Genomic DNA, 1,022 nt, shown 5'->3' on the forward strand with positions numbered 1-1,022 from the left:
TTCCCCGACAGCGAGAACCCGGTCTGGACCGATCCCGACGGCGGCATCGTCGGCAACACCAACAACAAGATCATCGACCGCCCCTTCCCCGCCCACGTCAGCTTTGACTGGGGCGACAGCCAGCGCGTGATGCGCTGGAGCCAGCTCATGCAGGGGCGGCAGGTGCACACCCGCGACAGCTTCATCGAGGCGCAGCTCGACACCGTGTCGCCGGCGGCGCGCACCCTGCTGCCGCTCATCGGTCGCGACCTGTGGTTCACCGGCGAGGCCGCGCCCGAGGGCACGCCCGAGCGTCAGCGCCAGCGTGCGCTCGAGCTGCTGGCCGACTGGAACGGCGAGATGAACGAGCACCTGCCCGAGCCGCTGATCTACGCCGCCTGGGTCCGGGCCCTGCAGGAGCGCCTGATTCGGGACGAGCTCGGCCCGCTAGCCGACGCCTACAGCCACGTCGAGCCGCTGTTCATCGAGCGCGTGTACCGCGACGTGGACGGCGCCAGCGCGTGGTGCGACGTGATCCGCTCGGTCGCGGTCGAGAGCTGCTCGGATATTGCCCGCATGGCGCTCGACGATGCGCTGGTGTGGATCTCCGAGCGCTACGGCACCGCGCTCGAGAGCCTGCGCTGGGGCGATGCGCACCAGGCGCTGCACCGGCACATGGTGCTGGGCGACATCCCGGTGCTGCGCTACTTCACCAACATCCGGCAGGCGACCTCGGGCGGCGACTTCACGCTCGAGCGCGGGCGCACCTCGGGCACCGATCCCGACCCGTTCACCAGCGTGCACGGCGCCACCTACCGCGGCGTCTACGATTTCGCCGACCCGGATTCCTCGGTCTTCATCACCTCGACCGGCCAGAGCGGCCACCTGCTGTCGCGGCACTACGACGACCTCGGCACGCTGTGGCGGCGCGGCGAATACATCCCCATGTCGCTCGACGAGGACCTGGCACGGGCGGCCTCGATCGGCGTCACGCGGCTGCTCAGGGAGTAACGCCGGGGATGAGGGACGAGACCCATCTCGAC

1 protein-coding gene is annotated in these 1,022 nt (G+C 70.0%); it reads left to right on the forward strand.

From position 1 onward, the window contains the following. On the forward strand, window positions 1-990 hold a 990-nt coding region (locus HC022_RS27415), incomplete at its 5' end, for a penicillin acylase family protein (protein ID WP_167454477.1). Window positions 991-1,022: the final 32 nt, after the last annotated feature.

The organism is Salipiger sp. HF18 (genome assembly GCF_011806505.1).
GTDB classification, from domain to species: Bacteria; Pseudomonadota; Alphaproteobacteria; order Rhodobacterales; family Rhodobacteraceae; genus Salipiger; species Salipiger thiooxidans.